This is a genomic window from Sulfuricurvum sp. (assembly GCF_036279695.1).
GTDB lineage: Bacteria > Campylobacterota > Campylobacteria > Campylobacterales > Sulfurimonadaceae > Sulfuricurvum.
The window spans coordinates 17,284-31,811 of record NZ_DASUIQ010000053.1; the positions used below are offsets into that span (position 1 = coordinate 17,284).

A 14,528-nucleotide genomic window follows, 5' to 3' on the forward strand; every position below is an offset into this window, starting at 1 on the left:
ATATTCAAAGTTCCTGATTTATTAATCATAGCATAAAAAAAAGAAGAAGCGAATATAAAGGAAATCGGGGATCACCCAAATTTACCCGTAATGTACTCTTGGGTCAATTTTTCTTTCGGGGTGACGAAGAGTTCTTCGGTATGTCCCAGTTCAATCAAATCACCCAAATACATAAATCCGGTGTAGTCACTGACACGAGCCGCTTGCTGCATATTGTGGGTAACGATGATAATACTGACCCGCTCTTTGAGCTCAATAACGAGCTTTTCGATCCCTTGTGTCGAGATCGGATCGAGCGCCGAGGTCGGTTCGTCAAAGAGGAGTACTTCAGGCTCTACGGCGATGGCACGGGCGATACAGAGACGTTGTTGTTGTCCACCCGATAGTCCGTTAGCATCGTGTTTGAGACGATCTTTGACCTCTTTCCAGATGGCGGCGTCTTGGAGCGCTTTTTCGACACGCCCTTCCAGCTCGGTTTTGTTTTTGATCCCTTGCAAACGCATACCATAAGCAACATTATCATAAATCGACATCGGAAACGCGGTCGGTTTTTGAAAAATCATCCCAATTTTGGTGCGAAGATGGATCAAATCCTCTTTGGGATCAAGGATGTTGCGCCCCTCAAACTCGATCTCCCCTTCGTACTTGTTCCCCGGATAAAGATCGTGCATACGGTTAAACGAGCGTAAAAGGGTTGTTTTTCCGCATCCTGAGGGTCCGATCAACGCCGTAACAGAGTGTTTGGCGATCGGCATGGTGATTTTTTTCAAACTAGGCGCGGCTGCACCTTTGTAGGTAAAATCAAAATTGCGGACATGAAGTGCGCACTCTTCTTTAATATCGATAATACTTGCCATAATTATTTCCTTTTTCCGGCTAATAAAATAAGTCGTCCGATGATATTCAGACCTAAAATAAACATTGAGAGGATGAAAGCGGCCGCCCATCCGAGTTGCTGCCAGTCATCGTACGGGCTGATCGCATAGTTGAACATCGTAACCGTAAGTGAAGGCATCGCTTCATTCAAATCGGTCGTGAAAAAGTTATCGTTGAACGAGGTAAAGAGCAATGGAGCTGTCTCTCCCCCTACGCGGGCGATACCCAGTAGTACCCCTGTTAAAATCCCCGCTTTGGCACCGCGATAGACGACATCCATAATCACCTTATATTTCGGTGCTCCGAGGGCAAATGCCGCTTCACGGAGTGTTCCGGGGACGAGTTGGAGCATATCGTCGGTCGTGCGTAAAATAACGGGGATCATAATGATCGCCAAGGCGATCGCACCCGCCCAAGCGCTAAAATGTCCCATCGGCATAACAACGACGGCATAGACGAAAGCCCCGATAACGATAGAGGGTGCCGACATCATAATGTCACTGATGTCGCGGATGGTATGTGCAAGGCGCGAGTTTTTACCGTATTCGCTCAAATAGGTTCCCGCCATAATCCCCAATGGCACCCCGATAAGGGTAGCAAGAGAGACGAGGATGAGTTGACCGACAAGGGCATGCTTGAGCCCGCTCTCTGCGTAGCCCGGAGGAGAACCTTCATAAATAAAGATATTCCAGTTGAGGGCACTCATCCCTTTCATTACTAAAACACCGAGAATCCAAAACAAAAAGGCGAGGGCGATAATGGCACTGAGCGTTGAAAAAGCAAGCGCTAAGCGGTTAATGATGATCCGTTTCTGGGTAGCGGTCATTGGGCTTTCCTCACTTTACGTAAAAAATAAAACTTTGCCACAGCGATAACGACAAAGCTCATAACGAGCAATGTGAGTGCTAATCCAAAGAGGCTGGAGAAGTAGAGTGAACTGTCCGCTTCGGTAAACTCGTTGGCGAGGGTAACCGGAATCGAGGTCGTCGGATCCATGATAGAATTCGGAGTATGATGGACATTCCCCATAACGAATGTTACCGCCATCGTTTCGCCGATCGCTCGTCCGAGAGCGAGGATGAGAGAGCCGATAATCCCTGCTTTGGCGTATGGGATGATGATGTCTTTGATAACATCCCATTGTGTACCGCCGAGTGCATACGCCGATTCTTTTAAAATGTCGGGAGTGGTGTTCATCGCATCGCGGGTAACGGCTGCCATAAACGGCAAAATCATGATCGCCAAAACGATCCCTGCCGCCAATAGACCGATCCCCATACCGCCAAACATATCGCGTAAAATAGGGACGAAGAAAAACAGCCCCCACATACCGTAGATGACCGAGGGGATAGCGGCGAGGAGTTCGACACTCACCCCGAAGAACCCTTTGATTTTATCATGAGCGATTTCGCTGAGGAAAATCGCAACACCGATAGCAACGGGGATCGCCAAGAGCATCGCCAAAAAGGTCGAAGCGACCGAGCCGAAGATGGCGGCATACGCACCGAATTTATCGAGATTGGGCGCCCATTCGTCTTTGGTGATGAAATCAAGACCGAATGTCTGCATCGCTTCAGTGGAGTGATTAAAGAGAACCACAAATATCCAAGCGACGATGAAGAGGATCAACAGCGCGCTGGTGCGGGTCATGTTTAGGAAGATTTTATCAATCATGCCGAGCCTTGCCTTAAAAAATATAGGCAATTTTATTGCAAGATGATTACAACTGCGTTACGAGCCACGCTAATGCCTCTTCATGAGTAAAAAATACTTGGTTGAGCTGGGCGCTGTACGCTTTTTCCAGAATCGATTTAAACTCTTCCGAGGGGGTCAATCCCAAAGCAATCAAATCGCGACCTTGGACAAGAGGTTCAGGGGGAAGTATAAAATCGCCTGAGTGCTTCGCATAGTTGATAATCTGTATAGTCGTCTTTATGACATTACGTTGATCGGTTAAATGTTCCAAAACTTTTACAGGATCGGTACACTCTATTAAAACAGCGGCAAACATTTGTCCCAATGCCAGAATATCCGTTTTATAGCGATGCTCAGCGATAGTATCGATACGTTCCTGCGCGCGGTTCCATGCTTCGTCGCTAAGCGGTTCAAAGAGGTGTCTGCCCCCCATTTTTTCTAAAAGCTTAAGACCGATAGAGGGGTGAGCGCTTAGGAGGAAGAGTTTTTTGAACTCCTCGAAAATCCGCTCTTTGGGAAGCTCGGTGAATGCACCCTCTGCAATCATCTCACGGCAAAGGGCTAACAGGGTGTTATCGCAGGATAGCTCAAAGCGGGCGGCGAACTGCACTGCACGAAGTATCCGAAGGGGATCGTCGACAAACGTTTCGGGATCGACGCATCGGAGTGTTCTGGCTTTTAAGTCTGCAATTCCGCCGTAAGGATCGAGGAACGTTTGGGTGAGAGGATCATAACCGATCGCATTGATCGTAAAATCGCGGCGGCGGGCGGCGGCGGTGAAACCCATATCACTAAACCATGTCGTCTCAAACCCTTTGTGCCCAAATCCCGATTTGGATTCGGTTCGGGGAGGGGAAAAGTCGATGGAGTAGCCTTCGTAGGTGAGTTTGATAACCCCGAAACTCTTCCCGTAAAGCCCAACTTTCCCGAACGGTTTTAAGAGGGTTTCGAGCGATTCGAGGGAGGTGACGCCGTAGAGCTCTATATCCAAATCGTGGGTTGTATGTCCACTGAAATGGTCTCGGACAAACCCCCCGACAAAAATTGATCTGATCCCGTGATGCGAAAGATGTTCAACCAGTTGCATCAAAGGATAGGGGAGAGCAATCATTTTTTGGACTTGCCCTTTTTTTCGATCATCGAGACGAGGGAGAAACTAAAGGTGGAACCGACCCCCTGCGTACTCTCGATGGTGAGTGCCGAATCGTGGAGTTTTAGGATGTAGCTGACGATAGAGAGCCCCAATCCCATCGAGTTGTCCCAGCGGTTTTTTTGGACGCGGTAGAACTTCGAGGTTATTTTATCGAGTTCGGATGGGGCGATACCGATCCCTTTATCGGTGATGCTGATCGTCGTATCGGTGAGGGTAACGCTCACCTCCTCTTCGGAGTATTTGAGGGCGTTATCGATCAGGTTGGTTATCACCAGTTCCAGCATCGTTTTATCGGCAAATACGCTTTTCGATCCCCCATCAAAGCGGATAGATCTATCAGGGTATTTCGCCTGTAAGATCGAAATGGAATCCAAACAGACGTTAGATAGATCAAAAGTGCTCGGCTTGATCGAGAGATCGTTATTCTCCAGTTTTACCGATAGGGCGAGACGATCGAGCATGAGGGTGACACGGTGGGTATTGGAGAGGATTTTGTCTAAAAACTTCTCTCGAATTTTCGGATCAATGTTTAAATCGTCATGGAGCGTCTCGGCGTATCCCATAATGGCGGCGATCGGATTTTTAAACTCGTGGCTGATCGCCGATAAAATATCGTTTTGCTGTTTGTTGATCAGGCGAAGCTTAGCGGTATGTTTGCGCTTTTGTTTGTCGCGGTTATGGAGCTTTTTGACCAGATTTTTGAGCAATATCGAGATTTGCAAAAACTCGCGAAAGTATTCGGGTTTGAGGACGGCTCGGTAGTTTTTGGCGGATATTTCATCCAAATATCGCGTGATCTGTAGAATATCATATCGGGCTTTTTTCGAGATGTTATAGGCGATGATCAAAGCGATTACGATTAAGAGGGTGAACGCGATGAAAAGCTTGATCCAAAGGGTGTAAAAATGTTCCATAACGCTTTTCAAACTCATAGAGAGACGAAAATAGAGGATACCCTTCGGAGTAGCTATTTTTTTGGCGACATAGACAAAATCGGTTTTTAGAGTCTTGGAGTAGCGGATAGTCGTACCGTAGGGATTTTGCATCGCTTCCATGATTTCGACACGGTTGGAGTGGTTCTCCATTTTGGTTTTATCGGTGTCGCTCTCGGCGATAACAACACCCTCTTCCGTGACGACGGTTACCCGTAAATGGGCTTTTTTGGCGATGGTGGATGCGAGAGAATCGAGATTCTTGGATTCGATAATTTGAGGTTCGAGCAGTTCGATATTTTGAATCAGCCGCTCTTTGCCATCCGTAATAATCATACTTTTTAGGGCGAAAAAACTAATGAGTGACGCGACTAACAAGGCGGCGGTAAAAAGCCCCAAGACGTTGAGGAAAAAAAGCTGATGGATTCTTAGCACAGTGTGTATCCGACTCCCCGTACGGTTTTAATGTATTCTTTGTTTTTATCGGGGTCGATTTTCTCTTTGAGGCGGTTGATGGCGACATTGACGGTGCGATCTTGATACACCTCATCGCCTCCCCACACGTGTTCCAAGAGATAGTCGCGATCGAGTACGACGTTTTCATTCACGATAAGGGCGTGGAGGAGATCAAATTCGAGTTTGGTCAGTTCCACGGGATGCTCTCCAATAGTGACCGTTCGTGCCGCGAGGTTTAGGCTAATATCTCGGTAGGTAACATTTCCCCCTACCGAGAGCTTTTTAGTACGGCGCAAAACCGCTTTTACCCGCAGTACCAGTTCTTTCATGCTGAATGGTTTAGTGATGTAGTCGTCGCCTCCCCGCTCAAACCCTTGTTCGATCTCTTCGTCTTTGTGTTTGGCACTCACGAAAATAACGGGAGTTTGAATTCCCCGTTTTCGGAGAGATTCTACAAATTCAGATCCCTCGGCACCGGGGAGATTGCGGTCCATCAAAATGAGGTCCACTTGCTCTTCCTCGAGGGCATCGACAACATGTTTGGTATTCAGAAAGCCGATGGTCTCAAATCCTTCTTTGGAGAGATGGTACTCCATTAATTCCAAAATGTCTTGTTCATCTTCGACAATCAGTATCAGCGCTTCCACCGCAAACCTCTTTTGGATAGATTTTGAATAGATATACATGTATGGATTTAGCTGTGGAGATTTAACTCTCCCCCTTTTTGCGCAAAAACCATGAGCGATGCAATGTTGACCGTGCGATCCCCGATTCGCTCTAACTTGCGTAGCGTCCCAAGCACTCTGACGTATTCAACGGCGAGCTCATTGGCATCGATAATCAAGTTGAGCAACTCTTTTTCCATAATGGAGAAAAGATCGTCGTTTTTAGACTCTTCGACCATTACTTTGCGATATACATCCTCGGCATCGCACGACTCGATACTATTCAAACATTCAATGATGTATTGTAACGCATTGATGGTCGTTTTGTGTAATTGAACGATGGCATTGGTTAAAACCGACATGTCGCATCCGCCGACACAATGATCGTGAAGCCGTTTGCTGTATTTTTTGAGCCCGTCGCCGATACGATCGATCTCGTTAGTCATTTTCAGATAGGCGACTAACAATCGCAGCTCATCTGCCTCCGGACCAAACAGGGCAAACGTTTTGATGATTTCGTTATCGATTTTGTTAGCACCCTCTTGGAGGTTTTTGAGATAGGTACGTGATGATTCGTAGAGTTCCGTATTTCCCGTTTCAAATGCTTTGAGGGTCTCTTCGCTTGATTGAATGATTTGGGATAGGATCACCGAAATCATGGAACGGATTTCGTTGAGTTTGTTTTCATAGCGTGGTAGCATTGGTGCGCCTTTGATATAAATGATGTGCGCGATTATAACGATGGTTTATAACCGAGAGATTACAAACAACGCTTAGGGTCTGTAATCATTTCGTTACCCGAGGCTTCTACAATACCGCCATCAAAAATTCCAAAAGGATTTCAAATGTTCAAAAAAGTAACACAAGGTTTAGTGATCGCTGCTATCGCAGCGACATCAATGATCGCGGCGGATAAAATCAACGGCGCGGGTGCTACGTTCCCGGCTCCGTGTTATTATGACTGGGCATATAACTACCAAAAAGCGACTAAAACACGCGTGAATTACCAAGCAATCGGTTCAGGCGGCGGTGTAAAACAAATCAGTGAGCGTATCGTTGATTTCGGTGCGACCGATGCACCTATGACACCAAAAGAGTTGGACGCGGCTAAATTGACTCAGTTTCCTGCGGTGATCGGATCGATCGTAGTAGCGCATAATATACCGGGTGTTGCGGATGAAAAATTGAAACTCAAAAACAGCGTTGTAGCCGATATTTTTGCCGGAAAAATCACGATGTGGAACGATCCGGCTATTGCGGCTGACAATGCAGGGATCAACCTCCCCGCTCAAAAAATTATCGTTGCACACCGATCTGACGGATCAGGGACAACGTTCGTTTTCACCGACTATTTGAGTGAAGCGTCAAAAATGTGGAAAAGCAAATTCGGAACCGGTAAAGCGATCGGTTGGGCTGTCGGTGTCGGCGGAAAAGGGAACGAGGGGGTAACGAACCTTATCAAACAAACTCCGTACTCTATCGGATACATTGAAAATGCGTATAAAGAGAAAAATAACCTCTCTGCCGCAACGTTACAAACCGCAGAAGGCAAATGGGTAAGTGCTACATTGCCAAACTTCCAAGCGGCGGTCAAACAAGCGAAATGGTCGAAAAAAGACCATTTTTACAGCTCTCTTGTTCTCCAAAACAATGCGTATCCGATCGTAGCGGCGACATTCATCTTGATGCCTCGTGATGCGGACAAAGCAGAAACGCGTAACGAAGTGATTAAATTCTTTGACTTCTCGTTCCGTAACGGTGATGCTGCGGCTCAAAAACTCGGTTATATCCCTCTTCCGGTTGAGACGACAAATATGGTACGTCAATACTGGACTGAGACTAAGTAAGTTTTCTATAAACCTGTCATCCTGAACTCGATTCAGGATCTCAGATTGCGGATCTCGTCCGCAATGACGAAGTCACCTTTAAGAGCATTTTGGTGTTTTTAGAGGTGTCTAGCCAGACCCAACATTTCTTCTCCTTCTTCAATTCCTTAAGTTTGGTTCCATTGTCCTTGCGTATGCGTTCGATGGAGCATTTTTCGCAATTATCTATTCATTCTCCTTATTGTAATCATTTTGCAATGTAACATTGACGTAATCTACTTTTTCTACAATGACATCACTAAAAAACAGGAGTGATTCTTATGAAAAAAGTTGCATTATCTGCCCTTGCTGCGGCGATGATTAGCGGTGTTGCATCAGCGGATGCTTTGACTCTCTACAGTGATCCTAAAACAGGTCAAGTCTATACAACGGCCGGTGAAGGGCGTGTTGAGATGGGCGACTTCATTAGCGCTAAAGATGTTGATATGCAAGTGCGTGATTTGGAATCAAAAGGTTCTGAATACCAAGAGAACATGAAAAAATACGTAAACGTTAAATCAAAAGCAAAAACGCTTGAATTTAGCGGTACACACTATTTCGGTTTGACATCAGCTAGTCCGTCAACGTTGACAACCAATGCCGGTGCGGGTGAAACATCGTCTTATCCTGGAACTTCAAGTGGATTTGAACTACGCCGTAACTACCTTCAAGTAAAAGCGTATTTTAATGACAAAGACTATTTCCGTGTAACAATGGATACAACGAAAGAACTAGGTGCAGATGAGACAAAGCGTGCCGGTTATGCCAATATGTATACAAAATACGCTTACCTTTATTTGGATAAAGTTCTTCCGTATACAGGTGTAGAGATCGGTATTTCACACCGTCCGTGGATCGATTACGAAGAGCATAATGCATGGCATTACCGTTCATTCAACAAGGTCGTCTTGGAAGAGAAAAATACTCGAACAGAAACAGGTGTTGACCTTGTTAACTCTGCTGACCTTGGGGTAAACTTCCAAACTAAAACCGAGATGTTCAGTTCTGAAATCGGTATTTTCAACGGTGAAGGGTATCATGCCGATAAAGCCGCCGCTAACCAAGCGAGTGATTCTAAACTTTCACTTGAATGGCGTTTGACAGGGCATATCCTCGGAGATGGTACAAAAGTGGGTAAAAATGATCGTACCAAAGATACGTATGCAAACCTTTCTACGTATGGTTTGATCTCTAAAAATCATAAAGATGATGACACCGATCTTCAAGGTACATTAAGTCCGAATGAATACGATCGAAGCATCTACGGCATCCATGCTGTTTATAATCAACCGGAATTTTTGATCGCGGCTCAATATTTCACAGCAAAAGATGACAAACGTACGCAAGACATTGCGACCACATTTGATACGAAAGATTACACAGGCTGGTCAGTCAATGCCGAGTATCGACCGATTAAAGATTGGACTGTTATCGGACGTTATGATAATTATGAGATTGAAAGCGAATTCAATGGTGCAAAAAATTCTAGAATCAAAGGTGATAAAATCATCGCAGGTTTAGCGTATAAATACAATAAAAATGTAAGCTTCATCGCTTCAGCAAAATTTGCGGATGAAAAAGATGAGTTGGTTGCGGCAAAAGTAAATGATACGGGTGCAACTAAAGACGTTTACATGATGACTACCGAAGTTAAATGGTAATCCTCTAGCATTTCATTCTCTCCTTTTTCTCCCGCATCGCGGGAGTCATCCTACTTCAACCATTTTCCGCTACAATACTCCCCATATCAATCAAAGAGAACTCTATATGATCACAGCTAATCTAATACTCACGATAGTGGGGCTATTGTTTCTGCTTATTGCATTAGTGGCATTGTATGTCTGGTTGGGAAAAAGCAAAACGCCACCCCAAACGGTTCCGACAACTATCGAGACCTTTGAATCTTTGAGCGAAATCATTAAAAACAGATCATCGAGTGCACGAGAGCTTAATCATGCGGTGGAGATGATCTTGGATCATTTCGGAACGATGAATTCTCACTCAGCAGGGAAATACAAACATCTGCTCGAAGCGTTATGTACTCATCCGCGTACCGATTCGAAACTGATCTTACGTTTTGAGAAAACGCTTCGAACCAATAACCCCGATTACGCGCATGAGATCGAAAAATCGCTTGCAGTCGGACTCGCCGCAAGAGGATAGAATTAGCGAAGTTTATACGAGATCGGGACGCTGATCCGTACCGATTTTTTAGGTTTTGGAAATTCGCTTGCAGAGGTCTCTATCAGCTCTTTTGCCGCACTATCGAGCATCTCAAAGCCTGAACTTCTCATGATAGTGATTTGAGTCACGTCACGATTCGGCTCCAGTGTAAAGGCAACAACGATCTCCCCTTGTTGTTTGAGCCGCAGTGCATTTTTCGGGTATTTAAGCCGTTCCGCCAAGATAGAGCGGATTCTCCCCAGATTCTCATCCTCATAGTTTTCTTCTACTTTCGGCGGGGGCGGTGGCGGTGCTTTAGGAACTGCTACCGGGGTGCTTTCTACCGCTTTTGGGATGTTGATAGGCGGGACAATGGGTGCCGGTTGCGCTGCGGTTATCGTCGGTTTACTAGGCGCTAACGGCGGTGTTTTAATCGGCGCCGCTGTCGGAAGCGCTTTGGGCTGTACCGCAGGAGCGGGAGGGGTTTCTTTTGGTATCGGTAGCGGTTGCGGCGGCTGAGGTGCATTGGTCGGGGTTTGCAGTAAAATCGCAATGCGAACTTTTGCGGGTTCGGGCGATTTCTTATTGAGTAAAACCAATGCACTCCATGCTATTGCAATCACTATCAAGTGGAATGCATAGGAGATTGAAAGGGCATCCCATAATCTGATTTTGGCTAAATTCACGTAATCAACAAATATTAGAGTTTGATCTCAACTTTTGCCGCAGAGCGGAGTGAATCGGTTGTTTTGTTCATTTGAGCTTTGAATTTTTCTAATTTGATAAATTGGGCGATCTCTTTTTTGGCTTGTTCATAGGTGACTTTTTTATCCCCTTGTTTCATTTTATCGCTGTTGGCATCGTAAAATGCTTTGGTCTCTTTATCGGTGACGCTGATTTTACTCATTTGCTGTTTCATCCACATATCGACCGCCAAATCATCTTTGATCGCGGCGTACTGAGCTTTAAATGCAGGGGTATTTTGGAGACCGCTTTTGATTACTTGGTTTTTGATGAGAGATTGGTTGATGAGCTGATCGACCACTTGGCGTTTCATTTTCGGGTCGAGTTTATCAAAACTCATCCCCGGAATCGCTTTTGCCATAAACGCATTGGCATCATTCGTTGTGATCGCTGTTCCGTTCACGGTAGCGAGTGTCGCGGGTGCTGCGAACGCAAAGGTAGAGCTTAATACCAACGAAGCAAGTGCAAGGGAGAATTTCATAAAGGTTCCTTTTGGAAAATAGTTATAGATATTATAGTATGTGTTTGATACGAAAAGGTTAATATTGAGAAGAAAAAGGAGTTGGTGGACCCTAGCGGGATCGAACCGCTGACCTCGTCGCTGCCAGCGACGCGCTCTCCCAGCTGAGCTAAGGGCCCAAAAGATATTTGGAGCGCCATTATACGATTAGGGCTCTTAAATGTCAATGTGGATTAAAAAGGTAAAGTTTTTTACAAAAGGTGTCGATATAGAGAACATGAAAAAGTTAGCCCTAATTATGATGTTCAGTGTAAGCAGTGTAGTGTTGAGTGCGGAGGAATTTACGATTCAGACGATCAGTGCCCAAAAAGAGGCTTCGATCACTCCCGCTTTTGAGAAAAAAGTGCAAAAAAGTGCGCTCCTCTCAACGAAGAAAAAAGAGGGCTCTTGTAATATTGTTACCGTGGGTAAATATCCCTCAGCCAAAGCAGCGCATCACGATCTCGGAAAAGCAAAAGCGATCAGCAAAGATGCTTTTGTCCGCAGTGTAGATCGGACAACCCCAAAGGCATGTGAAAGCCGCGGTGCCGCTAAAGAGCATACGGTTCAAGCAAAACCTTCCGTGAACCCTCAACCGGAAGTGAAAGCGGTCGTCGCACATGAGACGGCACCGGTCAAAAAAGAGGAACCGGTTGTTGCGGAACATGCATCGGTCGCCGCCGATCATCCTGCCACTGTTAGTGCGCCCGTTCAAGTCAAAAGTGAACCGTGCAAGACACAGCCATGTACGAACGTAACCTATCTATATGACCGCAACCTTGCCCATAAAGGCGATGTTCAAGAGGCAATCGAGTATTACAAACGATCACCTTACTACTCTTTTAAACCGGTAGTCGCGCCGCAGCGCTTCTAAAACGGCTCTTTGTTCGCGGCGCTATAGAGACAGTCGAGATCGACTTTGAGGCTCTTTTTCGCCTCTGCATGGAGTGATTCGAGCAATTCCGCTGGGTTTTCTCCGTTTGAAGGGTAGCAAACCGCTGCCGATGGGATAGCTCGCTCAAAAAGATCCTCTATCATTTTTTTGACAATCCCGCATCCGTATTTATCCGTATACGGCATGACAAAAAAGTAGTAATGCTCGCAATGGACGATCGAATCGGAGGTGCGAAGCAAGCTTTGAAGGTTTGTCTCCACAATCGATTGCGAAATTCCGGTGAAATCGCAAAACAAAATGGTGAAACTCTCCGAACGATTTTCATCCAATCGGTCCGATATTCCGATATTGAGATCGATCAATGATGAAAAATTGTAAAACGAAAACAGTACTCCCGCCATTTTGACTCCTCTAAAAGAAATGTTCCACTTAGTATAGCGTTAATTCTCTCAAACTAATCATGGTTTAAAATGAGTCGGAGTACACTCCCTCATAAGATTCACAAAGGAGTTAAACCCGTATGCTTGAAGAGATCAAAACCCTTCCGCCTTTGCCAAGTTCGGTGGTAAAGATTCAAGAGTTATGTATGCAAAATGATACAAGTATAGATGATCTTTCACGGGTAATCGAACATGATCCGATGCTTAGCGCCAATATTCTCAAGTCGGTAAATTCCCCTTTGTATGGAATGAGTAAAGAGATTTCGTCTATACCTCAGGCCATAATGCTTTTTGGAATATCGATGATTCGAGGATTCGCCGCCGCGAGCGCGATCAAAAAAGGGATGGTCGTTGATTTAAGCCCTTATTCCAGCAACATTGACGAATTGACACATATCTCCTCATTGCAAACGGCGTTAGTGAGAGAATGGTATCAAAACGTAGACAAGAGTAAATTGCCTCTGCTGCAAAGTTGTGCTTTTTTAATGGAGCTTGGAAAACTTGTCGCATCGCTCAAGTTGATAGCAACCAAAAATGTGGAAAATTTTTCAAACGAGATAATACAATCCCCTTTTATAGATGAGGTTGAGCAAAAATATCTCGGATTAAGCAGTTATCAAATTGCGGCGGATATGTTTGAACATTGGAACTTTGAATCTGTTTTTGTCGACGCATTGAGAGACATATCCAACCCTTCTACCCAAAACCCGTATGCTCAAGTATTGGCGGTTATTACGAAAGCGGTTACTCTTAAAAATGGGTTGAGTGATGAGGGGTTATCCGCAGCGTTCGAATTGATCGAGAAATTTGGATTGGATAGAAATGCGTTTGATGAGGCGGTTAAGTCGATTAAATCGGCTCAAGATGCCTTTTAGATCGGTAAATCGAAGAAGTACGCCAATCCGTAATAAATACTGTACAAACCGTAAATAAGGATCGCTAATGCGGCGATACGGTTCATGGTTTGACGAAACGCGATCTCTTTGAAAAAAGAGACCGATTGTCCTAGTGCCAGCAGAGTCGGAACGGTAGCGAGCCCAAACGCTGCCATAATCAATCCCCCGTTGATAATCGAAGCCGAAGCCGCCGCTTTGGCGGCAAAGAAAAAGACAAATCCGCAGGGAAAAAAGCCGTTCATCACCCCAAGGGCGAAAAAACTACCGATACTTTTGCTTTTGATGAGTCGTGAAAAGAGGGTTTTAAACAAAGAGTTGGAAGAGAATCCCCGCTCAAGGAGATGAATCAATTTCGAAAGTCCGAACATCCCCAGCGCCGTGATAATCATAATGATTCCCGCGAAGATGAAGAGTGCTCCGTGCATCTCCATACTGAGGGCGAACAAAGAGCCGATGCCGCCGAAAATCATCCCTAACATCACGTAAGAGCTTACCCGTCCGATGTTGTAGGCACTGTGGCGGACGAGCTGAGCGCTTCGACTCATCGAAGCATCGATTTTAGTAGAACTGTACGCAACGATAAAGCCGCCGCACATCCCGATGCAGTGACCGAAACTTCCCGCAAATGCGATCGATATTATGAGCCACCATTCGATACCGTGCATAATGTAACCTTTTCGTAAATATTAATAGCATAAATGATTTTTGTTACAACAGTGTTAAGACTTAACACAAATTTAACAGTTCTATGAAACAATAGCATGAAATTATTTAAAGGATTCGCGTATGAAAAAAGTTCTTCTCTCTTTGGTAGCATTGGTTGCGGTTTCGAGTGCCGATCAGTTGGTTAAACTCAATGTAAGCGGTATGACCTGTCCTGCGTGTGTGAAAAACGTAAAAGGGACATTGAACGAAGTGAGCGGGGTAAAAGAGTCGAGCGTTTATCTCAAAGAGGGTAAAGCAGAGGTCAAAGCCGCAGACGGCACAAAACCGGAAGCAATGTGCGACGCGGTTAAAAAAGCGGGCTACGGCTGTTCAGTCGCTAAATAAAGTATTTTTGCGCATCGTGGCGACTCATGTCGCTCACGGTCGTTAGTTCCACATCGTCAAACATCAATGTTTGTTCCCCCTCAAATCCTGCTTTGCAATAGGCTAACACCAGTTTTGCCGCTAACATTCGGTCATTTTCACTAGCGTTTCGTGATAGCATCGCATGCGGTCCTACGAGAGGGGTCGTAATATGAATATA

Annotated in this window: 17 protein-coding genes, 1 tRNA gene and 1 pseudogene; 6 read left to right on the forward strand and 13 right to left on the reverse strand. The window is 45.4% G+C overall.

The genetic code is table 11. From position 1 onward, the window contains the following. Window positions 1–71: 71 nt before the first annotated feature. Genes pstB through VFW36_RS05540 form a run of 7 tightly spaced genes read right to left on the reverse strand, consistent with a single transcriptional unit; the run spans window position 72 to window position 6,478 of the window. Complete coding sequence (gene pstB / locus VFW36_RS05510; RefSeq protein ID WP_329657814.1) at window positions 72–857, reverse strand: phosphate ABC transporter ATP-binding protein PstB; 786 nt, start codon at window positions 855–857, stop codon at window positions 72–74. 2 nt (window positions 858–859) lie between these two features. Beyond that, window positions 860–1,702 carry a phosphate ABC transporter permease PstA gene (gene pstA, locus VFW36_RS05515; RefSeq protein WP_329657815.1) on the reverse strand — a complete coding sequence of 281 codons (843 nt, stop codon included), beginning with the start codon at window positions 1,700–1,702 and terminating at the stop codon, window positions 860–862. Then, window positions 1,699–2,550 carry a phosphate ABC transporter permease subunit PstC gene (gene pstC, locus VFW36_RS05520; RefSeq protein WP_329657816.1) on the reverse strand — a complete coding sequence of 284 codons (852 nt, stop codon included), beginning with the start codon at window positions 2,548–2,550 and terminating at the stop codon, window positions 1,699–1,701. The genes pstA and pstC overlap by 4 nt, the downstream gene beginning before the upstream one ends. Window positions 2,551–2,596: 46 nt before the next feature. After that, complete coding sequence (locus VFW36_RS05525; RefSeq protein ID WP_329657817.1) at window positions 2,597–3,682, reverse strand: hypothetical protein; 1,086 nt, start codon at window positions 3,680–3,682, stop codon at window positions 2,597–2,599. Next, window positions 3,679–5,091, reverse strand: coding sequence for a HAMP domain-containing sensor histidine kinase (locus VFW36_RS05530; RefSeq protein ID WP_329657818.1), 1,413 nt, complete (start codon window positions 5,089–5,091; stop codon window positions 3,679–3,681). The genes VFW36_RS05525 and VFW36_RS05530 overlap by 4 nt, the downstream gene beginning before the upstream one ends. Then, window positions 5,085–5,759: a response regulator transcription factor gene (locus VFW36_RS05535; RefSeq protein ID WP_329657819.1), complete on the reverse strand. Its 675-nt coding sequence runs from the start codon at window positions 5,757–5,759 to the stop codon at window positions 5,085–5,087. Before VFW36_RS05535 ends, VFW36_RS05530 begins: the two co-directional genes overlap by 7 nt. 47 nt (window positions 5,760–5,806) lie before the next feature. Continuing rightward, window positions 5,807–6,478: a phosphate signaling complex PhoU family protein gene (locus VFW36_RS05540; RefSeq protein ID WP_329657820.1), complete on the reverse strand. Its 672-nt coding sequence runs from the start codon at window positions 6,476–6,478 to the stop codon at window positions 5,807–5,809. A 144-nt stretch (window positions 6,479–6,622) separates the two neighbouring features. Between VFW36_RS05540 and pstS the strand changes: the two genes are divergently transcribed. The 3 genes from pstS (at window position 6,623) to VFW36_RS05555 (ending at window position 9,805) form a co-directional block, all read left to right on the forward strand. Next, window positions 6,623–7,624, forward strand: coding sequence for a phosphate ABC transporter substrate-binding protein PstS (pstS, locus tag VFW36_RS05545; RefSeq protein ID WP_329657821.1), 1,002 nt, complete (start codon window positions 6,623–6,625; stop codon window positions 7,622–7,624). 299 nt (window positions 7,625–7,923) lie between these two features. Continuing rightward, window positions 7,924–9,303 (forward strand): hypothetical protein, encoded by a 1,380-nt coding sequence (locus tag VFW36_RS05550; protein WP_329657822.1) that lies wholly within the window; start codon window positions 7,924–7,926, stop codon window positions 9,301–9,303. A gap of 106 nt (window positions 9,304–9,409) precedes the next feature. Further along, window positions 9,410–9,805 carry a hypothetical protein gene (locus VFW36_RS05555; RefSeq protein ID WP_329657823.1) on the forward strand — a complete coding sequence of 132 codons (396 nt, stop codon included), beginning with the start codon at window positions 9,410–9,412 and terminating at the stop codon, window positions 9,803–9,805. Window positions 9,806–9,807: 2 nt separating this feature from the next. Here VFW36_RS05555 and VFW36_RS05560 read toward each other — a convergent pair whose 3' ends face one another. The 3 genes from VFW36_RS05560 to VFW36_RS05570 all read right to left on the reverse strand — a co-directional run bounded on the left by VFW36_RS05560 (window position 9,808) and on the right by VFW36_RS05570 (window position 11,188). Beyond that, a complete protein-coding gene (locus VFW36_RS05560; RefSeq protein WP_329657824.1) occupies window positions 9,808–10,491 on the reverse strand; it encodes a TonB family protein in 684 nt (227 codons plus the stop codon). Window positions 10,492–10,505: 14 nt separating this feature from the next. Next, entirely contained in the window at window positions 10,506–11,030 is a 525-nt protein-coding gene (locus VFW36_RS05565) for a hypothetical protein (RefSeq protein ID WP_329657825.1), read from the reverse strand. Between the two features lie 82 nt (window positions 11,031–11,112). Beyond that, window positions 11,113–11,188 (reverse strand) — tRNA-Ala (locus VFW36_RS05570). Window positions 11,189–11,286: 98 nt separating this feature from the next. Here VFW36_RS05570 and VFW36_RS05575 point away from each other — a divergent pair. Next, window positions 11,287–11,922, forward strand: coding sequence for a hypothetical protein (locus VFW36_RS05575; protein ID WP_329657826.1), 636 nt, complete (start codon window positions 11,287–11,289; stop codon window positions 11,920–11,922). On the opposite strand, the gene VFW36_RS05580 is transcribed toward VFW36_RS05575, so the two are convergent. Continuing rightward, entirely contained in the window at window positions 11,919–12,344 is a 426-nt protein-coding gene (locus tag VFW36_RS05580) for a hypothetical protein (RefSeq protein WP_329657827.1), read from the reverse strand. The genes VFW36_RS05575 and VFW36_RS05580 overlap by 4 nt on opposite strands. Before the next feature lie 119 nt (window positions 12,345–12,463). Between VFW36_RS05580 and VFW36_RS05585 the strand changes: the two genes are divergently transcribed. Next, window positions 12,464–13,258, forward strand: a complete 795-nt coding sequence (locus VFW36_RS05585) for an HDOD domain-containing protein (RefSeq protein ID WP_329657828.1) — start codon at window positions 12,464–12,466, stop codon at window positions 13,256–13,258. On the opposite strand, the gene VFW36_RS05590 is transcribed toward VFW36_RS05585, so the two are convergent. Then, a complete protein-coding gene (locus VFW36_RS05590; RefSeq protein ID WP_329657829.1) occupies window positions 13,255–13,944 on the reverse strand; it encodes a sulfite exporter TauE/SafE family protein in 690 nt (229 codons plus the stop codon). The two genes, VFW36_RS05585 and VFW36_RS05590, sit on opposite strands and share 4 nt — an antisense overlap. Window positions 13,945–14,065: 121 nt before the next feature. On the opposite strand from VFW36_RS05590, the gene VFW36_RS05595 reads away from it, so the two are divergent. After that, window positions 14,066–14,329: a cation transporter gene (locus VFW36_RS05595; protein WP_329657830.1), complete on the forward strand. Its 264-nt coding sequence runs from the start codon at window positions 14,066–14,068 to the stop codon at window positions 14,327–14,329. Here the strand turns inward: VFW36_RS05595 and VFW36_RS05600 are convergent. Beyond that, window positions 14,322–14,528 (reverse strand): annotated as a pseudogene (locus VFW36_RS05600) (ATP-binding protein); the annotation flags it as partial. The gene VFW36_RS05595 and the pseudogene VFW36_RS05600 overlap by 8 nt on opposite strands.